The sequence below is a fragment of the Pseudomaricurvus sp. ABR4_320 genome, assembly GCF_056159445.1.
Window position 1 is genome coordinate 38,386 of the sequence record NZ_JBSWVF010000002.1, and the last position, 17,420, is coordinate 55,805.

22 protein-coding genes are annotated in these 17,420 nt (G+C 51.4%); 18 read left to right on the forward strand and 4 right to left on the reverse strand.

From position 1 onward, the window contains the following. The first annotated feature begins 14 nt into the window (after window positions 1-14). The 6 genes from ACXAFR_RS03455 (at window position 15) to ACXAFR_RS03480 (ending at window position 3,246) form a co-directional block, all read left to right on the forward strand. The gene (locus ACXAFR_RS03455) at window positions 15-320 is read left to right on the forward strand and encodes a GNAT family N-acetyltransferase (RefSeq protein WP_475171973.1); all 306 of its coding nucleotides are present in this window, start codon (window positions 15-17) and stop codon (window positions 318-320) included. A gap of 284 nt (window positions 321-604) precedes the next feature. Beyond that, entirely contained in the window at window positions 605-1,210 is a 606-nt protein-coding gene (locus ACXAFR_RS03460) for a sulfotransferase family protein (protein ID WP_475171975.1), read from the forward strand. 59 nt (window positions 1,211-1,269) lie between these two features. Beyond that, window positions 1,270-1,755 carry a hypothetical protein gene (locus ACXAFR_RS03465; RefSeq protein ID WP_475171977.1) on the forward strand — a complete coding sequence of 162 codons (486 nt, stop codon included), beginning with the start codon at window positions 1,270-1,272 and terminating at the stop codon, window positions 1,753-1,755. A gap of 132 nt (window positions 1,756-1,887) precedes the next feature. Then, window positions 1,888-2,142, forward strand: coding sequence for an FmdB family zinc ribbon protein (locus ACXAFR_RS03470; protein WP_475171978.1), 255 nt, complete (start codon window positions 1,888-1,890; stop codon window positions 2,140-2,142). 49 nt (window positions 2,143-2,191) lie between these two features. Next, window positions 2,192-2,347 carry a hypothetical protein gene (locus ACXAFR_RS03475; RefSeq protein WP_475171980.1) on the forward strand — a complete coding sequence of 52 codons (156 nt, stop codon included), beginning with the start codon at window positions 2,192-2,194 and terminating at the stop codon, window positions 2,345-2,347. A 71-nt stretch (window positions 2,348-2,418) separates the two neighbouring features. Further along, complete coding sequence (locus ACXAFR_RS03480) at window positions 2,419-3,246, forward strand: hypothetical protein (RefSeq protein ID WP_475171982.1); 828 nt, start codon at window positions 2,419-2,421, stop codon at window positions 3,244-3,246. A 23-nt stretch (window positions 3,247-3,269) separates the two neighbouring features. Here the strand turns inward: ACXAFR_RS03480 and ACXAFR_RS03485 are convergent, their stop codons facing one another. Next, window positions 3,270-4,331: an ELM1/GtrOC1 family putative glycosyltransferase gene (locus ACXAFR_RS03485; protein WP_475171984.1), complete on the reverse strand. Its 1,062-nt coding sequence runs from the start codon at window positions 4,329-4,331 to the stop codon at window positions 3,270-3,272. 179 nt (window positions 4,332-4,510) lie between these two features. Between ACXAFR_RS03485 and ACXAFR_RS03490 the strand changes: the two genes are divergently transcribed. Genes ACXAFR_RS03490 through ACXAFR_RS03500 form a run of 3 tightly spaced genes read left to right on the forward strand, consistent with a single transcriptional unit; the run spans window position 4,511 to window position 6,048 of the window. Beyond that, window positions 4,511-5,200, forward strand: a complete 690-nt coding sequence (locus ACXAFR_RS03490) for an SAM-dependent methyltransferase (protein ID WP_475171985.1) — start codon at window positions 4,511-4,513, stop codon at window positions 5,198-5,200. 59 nt (window positions 5,201-5,259) lie between these two features. Then, window positions 5,260-5,577, forward strand: coding sequence for a hypothetical protein (locus ACXAFR_RS03495; protein ID WP_475171988.1), 318 nt, complete (start codon window positions 5,260-5,262; stop codon window positions 5,575-5,577). Window positions 5,578-5,607: 30 nt separating this feature from the next. Beyond that, on the forward strand, window positions 5,608-6,048 hold the full coding sequence (locus ACXAFR_RS03500) for a YqaA family protein (RefSeq protein WP_475171989.1): 441 nt from the start codon (window positions 5,608-5,610) through the stop codon (window positions 6,046-6,048). Between the two features lie 24 nt (window positions 6,049-6,072). On the opposite strand, the gene ACXAFR_RS03505 is transcribed toward ACXAFR_RS03500, so the two are convergent. Beyond that, window positions 6,073-6,501 (reverse strand): RrF2 family transcriptional regulator, encoded by a 429-nt coding sequence (locus tag ACXAFR_RS03505; protein ID WP_475171992.1) that lies wholly within the window; start codon window positions 6,499-6,501, stop codon window positions 6,073-6,075. A 111-nt stretch (window positions 6,502-6,612) separates the two neighbouring features. Here ACXAFR_RS03505 and ACXAFR_RS03510 point away from each other — a divergent pair, with 111 nt between their 5' ends. Next, window positions 6,613-7,509 (forward strand): NAD(P)/FAD-dependent oxidoreductase, encoded by an 897-nt coding sequence (locus ACXAFR_RS03510; protein WP_475171993.1) that lies wholly within the window; start codon window positions 6,613-6,615, stop codon window positions 7,507-7,509. Between the two features lie 18 nt (window positions 7,510-7,527). Here ACXAFR_RS03510 and ACXAFR_RS03515 read toward each other — a convergent pair whose 3' ends face one another. Both ACXAFR_RS03515 and zntR read right to left on the reverse strand, forming a co-directional pair. Further along, a complete protein-coding gene (locus ACXAFR_RS03515; protein ID WP_475171995.1) occupies window positions 7,528-8,835 on the reverse strand; it encodes an SO_0444 family Cu/Zn efflux transporter in 1,308 nt (435 codons plus the stop codon). Continuing rightward, on the reverse strand, window positions 8,832-9,257 hold the full coding sequence (zntR, locus tag ACXAFR_RS03520; RefSeq protein ID WP_475171999.1) for a Zn(2+)-responsive transcriptional regulator: 426 nt from the start codon (window positions 9,255-9,257) through the stop codon (window positions 8,832-8,834). Before zntR ends, ACXAFR_RS03515 begins: the two co-directional genes overlap by 4 nt. A gap of 230 nt (window positions 9,258-9,487) precedes the next feature. On the opposite strand from zntR, the gene ACXAFR_RS03525 reads away from it, so the two are divergent. From ACXAFR_RS03525 to ACXAFR_RS03560, 8 genes are all read left to right on the forward strand, one after another. Further along, entirely contained in the window at window positions 9,488-10,909 is a 1,422-nt protein-coding gene (locus ACXAFR_RS03525; protein WP_475172001.1) for an MATE family efflux transporter, read from the forward strand. A gap of 199 nt (window positions 10,910-11,108) precedes the next feature. Then, the gene (gene slyA, locus ACXAFR_RS03530) at window positions 11,109-11,567 is read left to right on the forward strand and encodes a transcriptional regulator SlyA (RefSeq protein ID WP_475172003.1); all 459 of its coding nucleotides are present in this window, start codon (window positions 11,109-11,111) and stop codon (window positions 11,565-11,567) included. A 33-nt stretch (window positions 11,568-11,600) separates the two neighbouring features. Then, window positions 11,601-12,659 carry an HlyD family secretion protein gene (locus tag ACXAFR_RS03535; protein ID WP_475172005.1) on the forward strand — a complete coding sequence of 353 codons (1,059 nt, stop codon included), beginning with the start codon at window positions 11,601-11,603 and terminating at the stop codon, window positions 12,657-12,659. Between the two features lie 15 nt (window positions 12,660-12,674). Continuing rightward, a complete protein-coding gene (locus ACXAFR_RS03540; protein ID WP_475172009.1) occupies window positions 12,675-13,700 on the forward strand; it encodes a DUF2955 domain-containing protein in 1,026 nt (341 codons plus the stop codon). A 73-nt stretch (window positions 13,701-13,773) separates the two neighbouring features. Beyond that, window positions 13,774-14,691: a LysR family transcriptional regulator gene (locus ACXAFR_RS03545; RefSeq protein ID WP_475172011.1), complete on the forward strand. Its 918-nt coding sequence runs from the start codon at window positions 13,774-13,776 to the stop codon at window positions 14,689-14,691. Between the two features lie 94 nt (window positions 14,692-14,785). Continuing rightward, window positions 14,786-15,838 (forward strand): putative urea ABC transporter substrate-binding protein, encoded by a 1,053-nt coding sequence (locus ACXAFR_RS03550; RefSeq protein ID WP_475172012.1) that lies wholly within the window; start codon window positions 14,786-14,788, stop codon window positions 15,836-15,838. Beyond that, window positions 15,835-16,554 carry a cysteine hydrolase family protein gene (locus ACXAFR_RS03555; RefSeq protein WP_475172014.1) on the forward strand — a complete coding sequence of 240 codons (720 nt, stop codon included), beginning with the start codon at window positions 15,835-15,837 and terminating at the stop codon, window positions 16,552-16,554. Before ACXAFR_RS03550 ends, ACXAFR_RS03555 begins: the two co-directional genes overlap by 4 nt. Before the next feature lie 55 nt (window positions 16,555-16,609). Continuing rightward, the gene (locus ACXAFR_RS03560; protein WP_475172017.1) at window positions 16,610-17,419 is read left to right on the forward strand and encodes an ABC transporter permease; all 810 of its coding nucleotides are present in this window, start codon (window positions 16,610-16,612) and stop codon (window positions 17,417-17,419) included. Window position 17,420: the final 1 nt, after the last annotated feature.

Consider the following 17,420-nt stretch of genomic DNA (forward strand, 5'->3'; position numbering starts at 1 on the left):
TCGGGGGGCGGGGCGTGAGATTAGTAATTCGAGCATTTGCATCGCATGATAAGGCCAGCATTTTACAACTTAATCAGGACGCAGAGAGTGAGCTGCCTATTGTTGTTATTGAAGATTATTTTAATGATTTGGATGATGTCGCTTTATTTTACAGGGATGGTGCATTTTTTGTCGCGGAAGTGGACGCGATGGTCGTCGGTTGTATTGGCTTAACGGCGGAAGGGGAGCTGGTGCGATTGCGGGTTTCTGGTCGTCATCGGCGACAGGGGATTGCGACTGAGTTGGTAAATAGAGTGTTATCTTTCGCGACATCTCAGTGAATGAAAAGTGTTTTTTTTGCATACACTAAAAATACAGTACGCGGCACAACTCTTTTATCTAGCGCTTGGATTCAAGGAAAGTTCACAGAACATTTTAAACGGTTATGAGGTTGTGCAGTTTTGTAAGTCATTGCCCGCTTAAAAAAGATTCACATTTGCTCAATCGTTGGCGAGCAGCTAGGCTTTTTGAAGCAGCCTGCTGCCAGTCGATTAGCGGTTTGCTGTTGTTGTCGCACACGCCTTTCTACAAACGCATATAATAACGCTAACGACAGGGCTAAACCATGCAGAAAGTCTTCGGTATCGGTTGGGCTAAAACCGGTACAACCACTCTTGGTCAGTGTTTTCAGATCTTGGGTTATCAACACCAATCGCAAAATCTCTCTCTGGTCAAAGACATAGCTCGTCAAGATCTCGCCGATATCTTTAACCTCGCCCATCGTAAGGAATCCTTCGAAGATTGGCCGTGGCTACTACTTTATAAAGAATTGGATGCCGCATTCCCTGGCAGCAAATTTGTTCTTACGACTCGAAATCCTATTAAGTGGTTTAAAAGCTACCAAAACATGCTTTTCCAGCAGGGTGACGCCACGCCTGAATTGAATGAGATTCGACGAATTCTGTACGGTTTGCCGTTTCCTGATGTTTCCGGTATGCAGCTGATTGCTCGATATCAACGCCATAATCGAGAGGTATTGGATTACTTTAGAGCGCGTCCAAATGATTTGCTGGTTGTCGATTGGGAAAACGACAGTCGATGGAATTCCCTGTGCCAGTTTCTTGGAAGACCCATTCCTGATGAGCCGTTTCCACACGCCAATAAAGGTCGCTATGGGTCTAGGTCGTTGCTTGATCGACTCTCTGGCGCGATTGGCCGCTTCGTCGGTTAAAGCTCCCGTGTTAGCATTTCCTGATGTTCATGGATGATAACGTGCTCAGGATATAAACTATGCGAATCCTATTGAGTTTACTTCTGTTGGGTATGGCGTATAACCTCGCTCGTGCCGACGAGAGTGAAGCCTATGCCAAGCAGCGTTTTCAAGAGCTCAAAGCCTTAGCGGGTGAATGGAAGCCGCAAGGCGCAGATGGTCAGGCGTTCTATATCTCTTTTACAGAAACCGCTGGTGGCAGTGTGCTGGTGGAAAACTGGATCTATAAGGGAGAATCTCATTCGCTAACGCTCTATCATCTTGATGGTGACACCTTGCTGGCAACCCATTACTGTCCTCAGGGAAATCAACCCCGTCTGCGGTTGCAGCAGAGTGAAAATATTGAATTTGTTTTTCAGGATGCCACAAATCTTCCGACGCCCGCGACTAACCATCAGCACAGTCTCGGTTTTCGCATGGTGGATGATTCTACTCTGGTCAGAGAAGAAACCTACCGGGAGGGCGATAAAGTCGAGCCGTCCAGTCTGGAGCTGGTGAGGCGATAGCTACCTAGTGTGAATGAAATACCGCGGATTGCTTCCTCCTCTCTTTCACGCCGTTCTTGAATCCAGCCTATTGCGGCCATGGTGGGTCTCCCGCTAGAATGCCCTATATCCATACAAAATATAGGGAATAAAGTGCCCACGTACGATTATCGCTGTGAAGCTGATCAGCAGGTTTATGAAGTTAATCACGCTATGTCTGTGCGTCTGCATACTTGGCAAGAGGTCTGCGAGCAGCTTGGAATCAGCGCGGGTGAAATCGCACCGAATACGCCGGTGACTCGACTTATCAGTGGTGGTGGCGTCGTGAAAAGCAGCAGTTTGAAAAACCCGGAAGCGCCTCCGTGTATGTCAGGGGCTGGTTGCTCGGGCGAAAGCTGCGGCATGTAAGGTGTCGTTATCGAGAGATAAGGTGACATTAGAGCGAAGGAGTGTAACGATGTCTGCGCAATTTTTTACGCTGCTGGTTGGTTTGTGTCTATGTGGCATAGGTGTCACAGAGCGAGAGTTATCGTTGCTTTTGCTGGGCGTTCTCGTTGCCGTTGCTATGAGTTTTCGGCTGTGGAGAGAGATCGGCTTTCACCGACGTCATTAATGGTTTTGTAAAATCCTTGTCGTAATTCCCTGTCAGGATGCCAAAAGGAAATGATCCTGATGAGGTAAGTAATGACGTCGCAAAACGTCGAGAGTTTATTGTCTCGGGTTACGGCTGCTGATGTCGTGCAGGAGCCCTATCCCCATATCGTTGTTCGAAACGCTTTGAGCCCCCAATATTACCAAACTTTGGCGGCGGGTTACCCATCGGTTGCTCAATTGCGTCACGTGATTAAAGTCGCGCAGTCAAACCCATCTCAAAAAAAGCGCTTGCAGAGAACCCTGCGACATCTAAAGCGCCCAAACAAGCGCGTCAATATTCCATCCGAGTTATCTATAGCGAGTCCCGACATTGAATCTGTCTGGCGGGATTTTATCGCCTTTCATCGCTCCAACGAATTCTTTCAGGAAATGGTTCACATTTTCCACGACGCCATTCATTCAATGTATCCAGCGTTAAATCTGGATGATGTGGTGTCTGTACCACGAGAGGAATTTTCTGCGTTACAAGCAGGTGCTGGTGTTGGCAATCTGAATTTTGCCTCCGAGGCGATGCTCGCGTTGAATACCCCCACCTGGTGGAAAAGTTCGATCACCGGCCCCCACACAGATCATCCCCGTAAATTGTTTATCGGTCTTTTTTATCTTCGTCATCCAGATGATTGCGGTGGTGGTCATTTGCAATTGCATCGTCGTCTTGGAGACGTTACAGAGGCAAATCTTAAGTGGCCAGATAAGCACACCGTCGAGTTGTGCCATGAAGTCGCCTATGAAGAAAATACCTTCGTTTTGCTGCTTAACAGTGCCAGCTCGGTTCACAGTGTGACAGCGCGGCATCGCTCTCGTTATCCTCGGCGTTTTATGAATGTGATTGCGGAAGGATCAAGTCCGTTATTTTAGAACGTATCAAGGGGCGTGTTGTTTTAAGTCGGATTAATAACGAATGGGGTGGTTAGCTCGCTGGGTTGATCAAATGGCAGCGGTTGCCAATCCAATTTTCTGAGAATATGGGATACCGTTGTTTCAATCTGCGCGTTGTACGAAAGGCCTGGGTTAAATACGGGAATTTCACCGTTAGAAGTGCCAATCGTCTGAGTCGATAAACAGTGGATAAGCCCTGCTTGAGTGAGATTGTTCAGAGTCCGTTGATGGACGCAATCTTGCTGTTCAAGCTCGGGACACGCATTGATAACGTATACCGGCTTGGCAAAGGCGATGGCTTCACTGGTCATGCTTAGGCTATCTGCGGTAATGAAAAGACGTTGAGCCTGTGTGAGAAAAGGGCGAATGCTCCGGGCTTTCTGATGGTACAAAATGACATCGGCGGTAATTTCCCGCATGTCTTCTTCTTGCAGGCGTTTCTCCAGAGTGCATGGGGTACGGCGTGATGTACTTAGCAACCAGCGAATCTTGTGTCGTTGAGCAATGCATTTTAATGTTTGCAGCAGGTCTTCCCAATGGGCCGAATGATATCGGTAACCGGATCCGTCTCCCCCAATCAAACACGCCCAAACAGGCGTATCTAGATCACTGGTCGGCCTATTGCATTGAGTGGGTTCTGCGAAGGAGCGACAGAAGGGCAGCGTGGAGGTCACGTGATTCTTTAGAGCTTGTGGGTTGGCGCCGACCAGCACTTGGAAATGTTGAGGATTGAGGTGATAACGGTTGCCAATAAGAATGTTGGCGCTCTGATGTTTACCGGCCAGCGCGATGTTTAATGGCAGTACTTTGCCGCCGAAAGAAATAATCAGGTCCGGTGGTGTTTTCGGTGGCTTAAAAAAGTAGCAAGCCAGGATACTGCTTGAGGGGGGAACCCGTTGTCGGCACAAAAGCATTGCCAGTTTGTGCAGGATACCCGGCGTTTTTGCTTTCACCGTAGAAATGTTACTCTCGACGCGATCAGCAATTCGCTCGGCCAACCCTAGGGCCTGTGATAGATGCCCTGGTTTGCCATCGTAAACCACCCAGATCGATAACGGATTCATAACTCCCTCCACTCGGTAGCCGCAGTGATTCCGCATAACTTGCGGTAACGCTAAGCGACGAGTGTGACTGCCAGGTTGCTATAATTTTGCGATTAAATGAATCTGATGTGTCAGAGATGTCATGAATCTCAATGATTGGCGGTCACTCATGGAGCAATGTTGTAAACAGCTAGGAATCAATGATGGAGCTACAGAAAGCCGTGCCTTGGGGGCGCTCTTTTACAGAGTACTCTGCGATGTTTGCGCTGAGCGAAGAGGATCTCTCAAAGCGCATCCTGGGCTGTGCGGATGGTCCGGCTAGCTTTAATGCGGAGCTAACGGAAAGAGGCGGCGACATAACATCGGTCGATCCTCTTTACCGATTTACCGCAACAGACATTGAGCGGCGGATTGAGGAGGTCGCCGAGGATGTCATGGGACAGATGGCTGAAACTAAGGACAGATACGTCTGGCGGCAGATTCCCGATTTAACCTCTTTGCGAAAGACTCGGATGGATGCGATGGGGCGTTTTCTCGCGGATTATGACCTCGGTCAACGGAATGGCCGCTACCAGACTGCGTCATTACCGGATTTGCCATTTGATGATCAAGCCTTTGATTTGGCTCTGTGTTCTCACTTTCTGTTTTTGTATTCCGCTCAGGTCGATTTTCAAACCCATTTGAATTCTCTTTTTTCCCTGTTGCGGGTTGCAAGGGAAGTGCGCATATATCCACTGATCGCGCTGGATGGTAGACCATCGCCGCATCTCAAGCCTGCGATGGAAGCGCTGATCGCTCAAAAATATATCTGTGAACGAGTCTCTGTCGGCTATGAATTTCAGCGGGGCGCTACGGAGATGTTGCGTATTCGTCATCCTTTAGGCGCGTAAATTGTCTGATATACTGCTTGAATTGATATCGCCGTGTTAAACGAAGGACGTGGGGAACCATGAAAGTACAGGGACGCATTTGTCGGGGGCTGGTCGCTGCCCTTTTGCTCTTAGCATTTCAAGGCTGTGTTGTGGTGCCGACAGAAAAGGACCATAAGGTCGCCCAGCATTGTGAAATTTCATCCGATCGCAAAACCTTGCGTATTGTCGACCTCGCTAAGGAGACAAACTCTTATTACTCCATCGAAAGCTGGTTGCTGTCTCCCATCCTTATTCCGACAACCGCACTGGTGTCTGGCACCTATGTCGTTGCCAACAACGTGTATTGGTTGGGGAAAGAAAAAATTGTCTGTGGATCCAAGAGCACATCCGCTTAGCCCGCCACATATTTTTCTGACCATCACTTCGTGGAAGCACTCGTAGAGCTCGGTTATCCCGGCCTGTTTGTGGCGGCTTTTCTCTCCGCGACATTATTGCCGATTGGTTCCGAGGTGGTGCTCGTCACCTTGCTGCTGTCGGGCTTGTCGCCACCTTGGCTGGTTTTTGTGGCAAGTGTTGGCAATGTACTCGGCTCTTTCGTCAATTATTGTGTCGGATACTGTATGGGTAAACCTGCGTTGCAACGTTGGTTTAAGTGCTCGGAAGAGGACTTCATCGCAGCGGAAACGCGTTTTTCACGTTACGGTAAGGTATCTCTGTTGCTCGCGTGGGTCCCTCTGATCGGTGATCCGTTGACCTTGGTGGCTGGCGTGTTGCGGGTGCATTGGATGTGGTTTTTGGTGTCGGTGAGCTTGGGGAAGTCCGGGCGTTACGTCATGCTTACGCTGATTACTTTGGGTCTAATGTAAATATCCAGAAAGCATCTGTTAGTTTCAATTTTTCGGATAGTTTTCACTGAATTCAGCGCTCAGTTTTGACAGCGTCACCTCGCCAAAACGGCGCAGTAAAATGGCCTCTGCGTCATTCATTGCCGCTGCAAGCGCTTTGTTTACTGACTTTTCTATCAAACAGTCAGAATGTTCGTCGGTGAGGCCGATAGTGAAAACGTTGTTTTCGCCAAGGCATCTATGGATGTCTAACAACGTGATGCTCGCGAGCGATTTCGTCAGCGTCCAGCCCCCATTATGTCCTTTGACCGATGCCACATAACCATAGTCTCTAAGCGCACCCATGGTTCGTCTCACGACAACAGGGTTTGTTCTAATCATCGCCGCGATGACGTCTGAGGTAATCGGATGATCATATTGGTCGAGGTGGATAAGGACGTGCAGCGTTCGGGATAACCGACTGTCTTTTCTCATAGCGCTAATCGTTTGCTGTTTTAATTGAGTTTATCATGAAACTTTTAATGTTACATGTTGTGTGGTAGCTTATTCGACACTTTAAAAGTTACATGAAAGTTGGTGTCAGTAATGAGATATGACGTTATCGTGATTGGCGGTAGTTTTGCTGGTCTCTCTGCAGCATTGCAGCTCGCAAGAGCCAAAAGAAATGTGTTGGTTATTGATGCCAACAGCCCCAGAAATCGTTTTGCCGATGCTTCTCATGGGATATTTGGGTTGGATGGGAAAAGTCCGGAACGGATACGAGAAATGGCTTTGCACCAGCTTGCGGCTTACCCCTCTTTCACGCTTTTGGAAGATTATGTCGAAAAGATTGAGCAAACCGGAGGTGTTTTTCGGGTCTTTGCCAGTAAGATGCAAGCTGAGTCTCATCGACTTATTTTGGCCATGGGTATTCGGGATGAGTTGCCCGCTGTTGACGGACTGGCCCAATACTGGGGGAAAAATGTCGTTCACTGTCCCTATTGTCACGGCTATGAATTGAGGGATAGGGACTTGGGGGTTCTGGCGACCAGCGAGATGTCATTGCATCAAGCGGCAATGCTTCCTGATTGGGGCGTGACCACCTTGTTTACCCAGAACGAATTCATGCCGAATGGAGATCTCGAGGCATTGCTTCAGCGAAGAGGCGTCCAAATAGAAAATTCACCCGTTGTACGCGTCCAAGGAAATGACCGTGAACTGCGGGCTGTTGTTCTTGCCAGCGGAGAGGTCGTGGCTTTAGGTGGTCTCTACATCGGCCCTAAAATTCAGGTGATGAATTCCATTGTTGAGGGGCTGTCGTTGGTGCTGACAGATTCGCCCTTGGGCAGTATTGTCGACGTTGATGCATTCAAAGAAAGTTCAGTGAAAGGTGTGTTCGTTGCCGGCGATATGTCGAATCCAATGCAAAGTGGATCCTTGGCTATCGCGTCTGGCGCACTGGCTGGGATAGGCGCGCATCGCTCTTTGATCTTTGGGACGTAGGCGCTGTGCGCCTACTGGTCAGTGGCAGCTGCTGCTGGGTTTGGAGTTGTCGATCATCCATTTAGGCAAGTGTGGCTTCATGTTTTGCCACAGGTTTCTAAGGATTAACCCTCCTAGAATCAACGCACAAATCACATAAACCGTCTGCGCTTCTGCACCATGCTGATGGGCCGCTTCGCTGCTGCGAATTAATGACTCCCAGCCGAAGCTGGCCACCGCCCAATTCATTAAATAGCCGAGACCTATACTCGCGGTGAAGATACTGATTAAGTAGAGGACCAGCGAACGTTTGCCCAGTTCTCGACCAATCATCCCCATGGTTGAGATGTTGGTTGCAGGGCCTGCCAGCAGAAACACCAGGATGGCGCCGGGAGAAATACCCGCACTTAAAAAGCCGACGGCGAGCGGTGTCGATGCCGTTGCGCAGATATACATGGGAATGCCGATAACCGCCATCACGGCCATGGCGACGAAGCCATCACCCCATTGGGTGAGAAAGTCTGTAGGAACCCAGGTTTGGATAGCCGCGGCGAGCGCCAGACCAATCAGTAGCCAGAGGGTGATATCCGACAGCAGTTTGCCGCTTGCGAAGCTGAAGACATCGCCAACTTTGCCGAGGAAGGCAACTTCCGGCAGTTTTTTCGATTCGGTTGAGCCGCAACAACTGGATTCTACGACGGGGGCTTCGGTTTTGGTGGAGCCACAGCAGCTGGTTACTGCGGGTTGGCTCGTCGCCGATGTTTTTTCGGTGCTGCAACAGCTTGCGGGCACTGATACGGATTCAACGTTTTGCGTCTTAGCCGAGCTACTGCAGCAGCTCTCCGTGGCTTTGGGGGTTTTCTCACTGGAACAACAGCTTTGTGTGCCTTCCGACACGGGAGTCGCTAGCGCAGGCGTGGACTGCGGAGAGTCGGTTTCACCAAACAGTTTCACCAGCGTGCCAGCGTAGATGGCACTAAAAATCGCGGCGATAGGGCGAACGATGGCGTAAAGCGGACCCAGCAATGCGTAGGATACAGAGACCGAATCAACGCCGGTTTCGGGGGTGGCCACCAGAAAAGAAACGGTTGCTGGGCGAGAGGCGCCGCTGCGCCTGAGACCCAGGGCAGCGGGAATCACGCCACAGGAACACAGTGGTAAAGGGGCACCAATGATGGCCGCCTTGCCAATGGCGCCGAAACTGCGGTCGCCCATGTGCTTTTGCAGCAGGGAGACGGGCACCAGTTCATGCATGATACCGGCGACCAGAAGGCCCATGAGCAACCAGGGGGCCGACTCCATAAATAGAGCGAAGAAGTTGGTAATCAGAAGTGTCACATCATTCATAGGGTGTCTTCCGAGTCGAGAAATTGCAAAATCGTGCAGTGTTCTGCACTTTGTGGGCCACCCTCACAGGCGGCTGACATATTCGCCAGGGATTGACGAATTCGATCCAGTTCGCGAATTTTCAGTTCAACCTGGGCGAGCTTTTGTTCCACGTGGTGTTTAACTTCGCCGCAGGAGTGGGCATCCGGATGCAACCGCAACTCCATGAGTTCGCTGATTTCTTCCAGGGTGAAACCCACTTTTTTTGCCCGCTGAATAAACTCTAGTCGTTCCAGCTCCGCTTTACCGAAGAGTCGATAACCGCCTTCGGTTCGCGCGCTAGCGGCGAGCAGCCCGCGATCTTCATAAAAGCGAATGGTATCCGGGCTGGTGCCTGAGCGCCGGGCGAGTTCGCCGATCCTGAAATGGGTGTCTGTTGTCATGATTGCTATCATAAACCTTGGAGTCCACTCCAGAGTCAAGTGTTGCAGAGTGTGAGCGAGTTGCCAAGCTAACGGCGATGAGAAAAATCATCGCGAAAATCTGGTGAGCCACTATCATGGGTCTCCCTGCAGACCTGACGTCAGTCACAGGTCCTTCCCCGCATCACTTATGACCTAAACCTGTTTGGTTTCACTGAACGAGCGGGACGTTTTTTTAACCAAGGAGCATTATGTCAGACCAACGTCAGGAGCTTTTCCTGCAAGGCTCGATTCCGAGAGCCATCTTTAATTTATCGCTACCGATTATCAGCGCCAACGTGTTACAAGCGGGTTACCAACTTACGGATACCTTTTGGGTCGGACGACTTGGCGCTTCTGCGGTGGCGGCAGTTTCGGTAAGTACACCGGTCACCTTTCTGGTGATCGCCGTGGGCGCAGGTCTTTCCATGGCAGGAGCGACCCTTACCGCGCAATATATGGGGGCGGGCCTGCGAGATCGAGTCAATCACGTCGCCGCGCAGACCTTGCTGATGGTGACGTTGCTGTCGCTGGTGCTGAGTGCCTTGGGAATTTGGCTGTCGCCGCACATTCTGTCTCTGCTTGGGGTCACACCCGAAGTCTACGATGGCGCATTGGGATTTATGCGTGTGTCCTTTGTCGGGGTAATCTTCGTCTTTAATTTCGCCATGTTTCAGTCGTTGCTGAGGGGCGTCGGTGAAACCCGCATACCGTTGATCATTGTCGCCGCAACAGTGGTGTTGAATTTTGGTCTGGATCCGCTGTTTATTTTTGGAATAGGTCCGTTTGAAGGGTTGGGGGTAACGGGAGCGGCTCTGGCGACCCTGACCACCCAGGCGTTGGCGACGGTGCTGGGACTGTGGATTCTGGCGCGGGGTGAGCATGGTATAAAGTTGCATGCCCGCTCCTTTAAATTGGATGTGGCGTACATGCGCCGGGCGTTTGCGCTGGGCTTTCCCGGCTCGGTGGAATTGTCCACCCGCAGCCTTGGGTTGATGATGATGTCATTTTTGGTGGCCACGTTTGGCACCTTGCCCCTGGCCGCGTATGGCATCGGCTCGAACATTCTGCAGGTGGTGATGATTCCGGGATTTGGCTTGTCTATGGCGGTATCGACGCTGGTGGGGCAAAACCTCGGCGCTGGCAATATTCAGCGGGCTTCCCACATCGCGGTGCTGGCGTCAATTTATGGCATGGCGGGAATGACCGCTGTGGGCGTGGGAGCTTGGATCTGGGCGGATGAACTGGTGGCCTTCTTTGTACCTGGCGATTTGGATGTCATTACCGAAGGCGCTCACTTTATTCGCATCATGGCGCTGTCTTGGGGCGGAATCGGCGTGCAGCTCTGTATCCTGTCGGTGTTTCGGGCTTCCGGCAATATGATGGTGGCCATGGTGATCGCGATCGTCTCTCAGTGGATGATTCAATTCCCCTTGGCCTATGTTCTGTCGACCCATACGACTCTCGCCAGTGAGGGCATTTGGTGGTCTTATCCCGCAACGAATGCTCTGGTCGCGTTGATTGCGATCGTCTGGTTTGCACAGGGTAAGTGGAAGGAAACGAAACTTACCGAAGATGATCGTCAAACGGTCAAAGTGATTGATGAAACCCTCTCGGAAGAGGGCTATCGCTGAGTTGATGGCTTAAATGCCGACCTCACTAGGACCAATATTCCGTCGGTTCCTGCTGTCTTAACGGGGTTGAGTCCAACCCCGCTTTTATTTCCCGGTTTACGCTTGTTAACGACACCTGCCACTTCTTTGTGTTCGGGCAATTTACTTAGCGTGCTAAGCAATTGTAAAATGCTTAGCACGCTAAGTAATGGAGAGGCTAATGAGCCGGTCGCTGGAACAATTAAAGGAGTTATCGCTGGCTGAGAATCTGGGACGCTGCTTTCGCCTATGGCGCACGGTCGCCGATATGAAGCTAGCACCGCTCGGATTGACCCAGCCCCGTTGGACAGCCCTATGGAAATTGCGGCGCCTGGGTGATCACGTCAGTCAGAAGTCTCTGGCGGAGGCGCTGGAGATTGAGCTGCCGTCACTGACCCGAACCTTGTCCCACCTGGAAGAGGCGGGGCTGATCAGCCGACGTCCATCAACCCGCGATAAACGCGAACGTTTGGTGGCGCTAACGTCCAGTGGTCGAGAACTGATTGCCTCCATTGAAGACCGGATCGTACGCATTCGTAAAGAGCTGCTGGAAGGCATCTCTGAGTCTGAGTTGGAGCAGTTCGAACAGACGTTAGCGCGAATTACTGACAATGCCTGTCGCAAATTGGCAGAGCGATAAACCCTATTGAGAGTAAAGAGTTAGAAGAACGTTATGACACCGGATCAGCATTTTGCCCGGATTATTCGAATCTCCATCGCGGGATTCCTCCTGGTATTCGTCTATTTTATTTTTGCCGATATGGCAATCCCTGTGACCCCTCAGGCGATGGTGACTCACTTGGTCACGAAAGTGGCGCCTCAGGTGGGCGGGGAAGTGAAACATGTGGCCGTTAAGAATGACCAGACGGTTGCAAAGGGCCAGCTGTTATTTGAATTGGATCCGCGTCCCTACCAGTTGGCGGTAAAGGATGCGGAGCTGGCGGTTGAGCAGGTTCGACAGTCTAATGCCGAGTTAGATGCGTCTATCGATTCGGCCGTGGCTGCGGTTGAATCTGCGCAGGCGCAATTGGTTCAGAGTCAGCGTGAAGCGCAACGTCTGCATGAGTTGTACACCAGCCACAGCACCTCAAAACAATTGAGCGAGGAAGCCGATCTCGCGGTGACCAGCGCGCAAACACAACTGCATGCGGCAAACGCTGAGCTGTCTCGTTTAAAAGTGTCTCGCGGTGCAAAAGGCGATGACAATTTGCAGTTGCGTCAGGCGCAAAATCAATTGGCTCAAGCGCGATTGAATCTGCAATACACTCGAGTCGTTGCTGCTGAATCCGGAATTGTCACCAACCTGCAATTGCAGCAGGGCAATGTCATTTCAGCGGCCTCGCCGGTATTGGCACTGGTGTCGAGAAACAACGATATCGTTGCAGATTTCCGCGAAAAGGCCATTCACAATCTCAAGCCGGGTGTCTTGGCGCTGGCCTCTTTTGATGGACAGCCAGGCCACATTTATTCCGCCAAAGTGGTGAGTGTGGATGCGGGGGTGAGCAATGGACAGTTTGCTGCTGATGGCAGTCTGGCAACGCCGGTAGAAACCGACCGTTGGGTTCGCGATGCCCAACGTTTACGCGTACATTTGAAGCTGACTGACCAAGAGTATCCGTTGTTTGCCTCTGGTGCGAGAGCAACAATTCAGCTGCTGCCAGAAAATCCTGTATTACGATTTATTGGCAAGGTGCAACTGAAATGCATCAGTCTACTGCACTACATCTACTGAGTTGTGGGTGTTTCTGTGTCAAATTCCAATCCGCTATCTGACAATGATGTACGCCAGTGTCTGCGCGTCGCCTGCGGCGCCACGCTGGGGTTTCTTATCGCCAAAATATTCAATTGTTCATTCGGTGTTTTCTATCTGATTATGCCGATATTGCTTTTGGGTGTTGTGCCGACGATCAACGCTCACGTGATTCGCCAAGTACTCGCTGCTGCGGTTGTCTGTGGGATCGAGGTCGGCATTTTAGGCGGCATGTTCGGAACCCATCCGGGGCTGATGATTCCGGTTGTGTTCTTACTTTTTGTCTACCGGTTTATTGGGATGGCCAAGGGCAGCTTGTTCTTGTTCGGTATTGTCAGTGTCATCAATCTCAGTGTGATGCTGCACTTTGCCAGTTATCCGACGACAGACTTAAGCGGTTTGATCATGTCTAATTTCTGGGCGTGTGCGTTGTCAATCCTAATCGCGCTGCTTATGGTTTACATTTTTCCGGACACTGAGCCGCGCCCGTCTCGTCCTGTTGTCGAAAAGCCTGGGCACCGAATTCGCCACGAGGTATTGCTCGGCTCCATTATGGCGACCTTGTCATTTGTGGTCTTTCAAATGTTTGATTTGGAGGATTCACTGTCTGCCCAGTCGACGTCAATTTTGCTGTTGTTTCCCATGCACTGGAACGGCGCCCTGGACTATGCCAAAAAACGTGTCAAAGGCACCATCATCGGCGTGCTTTATGGGGTGAGCGTTCAGTTGATTCTCTATGATTGGTCTGCCACCTTAATTCTGGTGACGCCACTGGTATGGATTGGTTTTTTGATTTTCTCTCGTGCCCATGTGAAAGAGGGGGTGGGTTCTGGCGTCGGCTTCGGTTCCATGACGACGATGGCGGTGCTTTTCGGGCAATACTTGGCGCCGGGGCAGGATTTGCTGTTCAGCTCTCTGTATCGTATCAGTTGCGTTTGTATTGCGGTCTTCCTGACTCTGTGTGTGCTCTATCTGGTGCATCGCCTGTTAAATCAATTTGAAGCGACGCATTTTGGCCAGTGATGATGGGATGCTAAGCCGGTAACCTCGTCCTTTCTGTGCCAGAATACAGAGGTTTTAGCCTTCTGGAAGCCCAGTGAATATTAGCGAACTGAATCTAAAACAGCTGCAGATCTTTATTGCGGTTGTCGAAATGAACGGCATCGCCAACGCTCAGGCGGTGCTCAACAAAGATGCCTCTACCATCAGTCGGGCCATTGCCCGTCTCGAAGAGCAGTTGGGCCTGCGCCTCTGTGAGCGGGGACGGCAGGGCTTCAGTCTGACGGCCGAAGGTGAGCGGGTTTACCGGGAGTCTGTCGATCTGTTTGGCGCATTGCGCAGTTTCTCTCAGAATGTTTCGGCGTTGGGTTCGCCTCGTGGTGGCCAGCTCAATCTGAGCATCATCGATAACATTATCTCCGATCCGTCCTGCCCATTGCCCGACGCGCTGGCAAAGCTCAATCATCGTTATGGTCAGGATTTTGATGCCAATATTTTTGTGAGCACACCGGGCGAGTCGGAGCGCCAGTTGCTGGAGCGTCGCGTCGATGTGGCGATCGGCATTTTTGATTCCCGCCAGGAGTTCTTTAATTACCAGCCGCTCTACAACGAGCGAGACATTCTCTACTGTGCCCCACAATCCGAACTTGGCAGCATGATGACTGCCGGTGCAGCGGATGACGAGATCTATCAGGTGCTGTTGCAGCAGGACTTTGTCACCCGAAAATTTCTGAAAAGCAGTGACCTTTCAACGCTGGCGGCGGAGCATCGGGGTGGGCAGATGTTTTGTTCCAACCTCGAAGGCATCGTTATGTTGATTTTATCCGGGCGTTATGTGGGCTTTATACCCGTGCATTACGTCAAGGCGATAACGGCAGCGGGGCTGTTGTTGCCGGTCCTGCCACATCGTATTGAGCACCACTCACAGCTGCAGGCTGCCTGGCCTGTCGGTTCTGAGTTGCGACCGCTGGTGGCAGAATTTCTCCTGCTGTTGAAATCCGGCGGCAATACCTGACGTGCGATGCAGGTTTACATGCATGGGTGTTCATTTTTCCTCCGTCGAGACTGAGGCAAGCTGGGTCAGTGCCTCATTAGCCGGAGATCCCATTATGAAGATATTTAACACCTTACTCAGAAGTCTGGTGCTGAGCACCGCGCTTGCTGCCGTCAGCATTTCCGCCCAAGCGCGGGACAGCTACCGTATTGCCTGGACGATTTACGCAGGCTCTGTACCCCTCGCGTTTGCTCAGGATAAAGGCATCCTGAAAGAGTGGGGCGATAAATATGGCTTTGATCTGGAAGCGGTACAGCTGAACGATTATATGGAAGCACAGACGCAATTTACCGCAGGCCAGTTTGATGCTGTCATCGCCATTTCTTTGGATGCGTTGACCATCCCGGCCGCATCCGGGGTGGATACAACGGCGATTTCCCTGCTGAGCACCTCACTGGGTAGCGATGGAATTGTCATGCGCGGCAAGGGTAAAACGCTGGCCGATCTGAAGGGCGAAGCGATCAATCTGGTTGAGCTTTCCGGTTCGCACTATATGCTCAGTCGTGCGCTGGATAGCGTCGGTATGAGTGAGCGGGATGTCACCGTTGTGAATACCTCTGATGCGGATATCGGTTCTATTTTTGCGTCGCCAGATGCACAGGCGGTGGCTACCTGGAAGCCGCAGCTATCTGTGATTCTCGATCAGAATCCTGACACCAGTCTGGTGTTCGATTCATCCGATATTCCTGGAGAAATCGTCGATGTGATGGCGGTCCATACAGATACCCTTGCGAAAAACCCTGATCTGGCGAAAGCGATTAATGGCGCCTGGTTTGATGTGGTGGCGATGTTTAATCCTGAGCACCCGCGATATCAGGAGCTGATGGAATACGCCGCGGCAACCTTGCAAACGTCTGCGGATTCGGTCAAAGAGCAGCTGAGTACGTTGCAATTTTACAGCCCACAGTCAGCGGCAGATATGGTTAAGTCGGAAGAGTTTCGTACCATTCAGTCTTCGATTGCTGAGTTTGCCTTTGACCACGGCCTGTTTGGTGAAGGGGCAGCCGATCCGGGGTTTGTGGGAATCGAGCTGGGGAATGGAACTGTTGTTGGCAGTCAGGCGAACGTCAAACTGCGCTTTCCTGCACCGCGGATGGAAGACCAATGAGCGCGACGCTTCACAGCGAAACCGGGGCACTGCCTCAGTGTGGCCAGAGCGTTCCTTACGCCTGGCCCTTAAATGGCCGCTGGAGTCGCGAAGATACGGCGTTGATCGTTATCGATATGCAGAGAGACTTTCTGGATGATGGCGGTTATTTTCATTCGATGGGTGAAGATCTTGCCGGTGTGCGTCGGGCGATTGAACCCGGCAAAATGCTCCTGCAACGGATCCGTCAGCAGGGCATGCTGGTGATTCACACCCGCGAAAGTCACCGCGCAGACCTGAGTGATCTGAATGCAAACAAGCGCATCAAAGGCGAATTGATGGGCGCTTCGCCCGGGGCTGAAGGCCCGATGGGGCGGCTTCTGATCCGCGGGGAATACGGGTGCGATTTCATTGATGATTTCAAACCGATGCCCGGCGAAGTGGTTATCGATAAGCCCGGCAACAGTGCCTTTTACGCGACCGATCTTTTGCAGATTTTGATGGCGCAAGGTATTCGTCATCTGCTGCTTGCCGGGGTCACGACCGATGTCTGTGTTTCTTCGACGATGCGAGATGCCAATGATCGTGGCTTCGATTGCCTGTTGATCGAAGATGCCTGTGGGGCAGGAACGGAAGAGTTGCACCGGTCTGTTCTTAAAAGCATGGAGCGTGAAGGCGGTATTTTTGGGGCTTACACCAACAGCCGGGCGCTGTCCGAACTGTTTGATAGCGTGTGATTGATCGCTGTCGTTGTGAGAGAAACACAGAGCGCATATATGTGATGAAAAATCTATGACTCGTTTGATCAATCGACAGCCCTCTGCGCCGGTTCGTCTGTTTTTATCACTGTTGCCTTTTGTGCTCCTGATCCTTGTTTATCTGATCGCGTCTGACATGCGCCTGGCTGAAAATCCCGCTGATAAATTATTGCCGTCATTTTCGCAGATGAGCGATGCCATGCAGCGCATGGCCTTTGAACCCAGTCGGCGCACTGGCGAATACGTTTTGTGGGCGGATACGTCAAGCAGTCTTATTCGTCTGGCCAGTGGCATGCTGATCGCCGCCTGTATCGGGCTGGTGCTCGGTTTGCTGACCGGCGCCCTGCCGATGTTTAATGCTTCTATGTCCTCGTTGATGACAGTCATTTCTCTGATCCCGCCGCTCGCTCTGTTGCCTATATTATTCATCGTCTTCGGTCTTGGTGAAGTTGCAAAAATTGTTCTTATCGCCATCGGGATAACACCGTTTATTGCACGGGATATCCAGCGTCGTACCGAAGAAATTCCTCAGGAACAGATCATAAAAGCGCAGACGCTGGGAGCGAACACGGCGCAGATTATTTTCCGCATTCTGTTGCCTCAGCTCATGCCGCGCCTTATCGATTCTGTGCGCCTTTCGCTGGGTTCTGGATGGCTGTTTTTAATCGCTGCGGAAGCGATAGCGGCAACCGATGGTCTTGGCTATCGAATTTTTCTGGTGCGTCGATACCTGTCTATGGACGTGATTATTCCCTACGTTATATGGATCACCTTGTTGGCCTTTCTGCTGGATTTCGTTCTTAGCAGAACAAGTCGTCGGCTTTATCCCTGGGATTGGAAGTAGG